Source organism: Plebeiibacterium sediminum (assembly GCF_026013605.1).
GTDB classification, from domain to species: domain Bacteria; phylum Bacteroidota; class Bacteroidia; order Bacteroidales; family Marinilabiliaceae; genus Saccharicrinis; species Saccharicrinis sediminus.
The window spans coordinates 1-377 of sequence record NZ_JAPDPJ010000367.1 but is presented as its reverse complement, the minus strand read 5'-3'; the positions used below and the strand labels follow the sequence as shown (position 1 = coordinate 377).

Annotated in this window: 1 pseudogene; it reads left to right on the top strand. The window is 36.6% G+C overall.

The features are described from left to right. Positions 1-377, top strand: a pseudogene (locus OM075_RS25805) (OmpA family protein); the annotation flags it as partial.

Below are 377 nucleotides of genomic sequence, written 5' to 3'. Positions count from 1 at the left end.
GAAGGAGATGAAATGTTTCCTTTTATTCATCAGAGTGGTCGTTTATATTTTGCTTCCAATGGTCATGTAGGTGTTGGTGGACTGGATATCTTTATTGCAGAAAAAACAGCTCATGGCTATCAGATTAAAAACATGGGCTATCCTGTAAATACTGAAAAGGATGATTTTGGCGTGTATCTGGATGCAGAAGGAAAACATGGATATCTTTCTTCCAATCGTGAGGGAGGTAAAGGTGATGATGATATTTACCAATTTACTGTGTTGAAAGATGTTTCGTTTCAGAAGGGATTAATGGGTAAACTCATCAATAAAAATACAAAAGCAGTTATTTCGAATAGTCCGGTTCAATTCCAGGATTTAAAAGGAGGCTTAGTAGC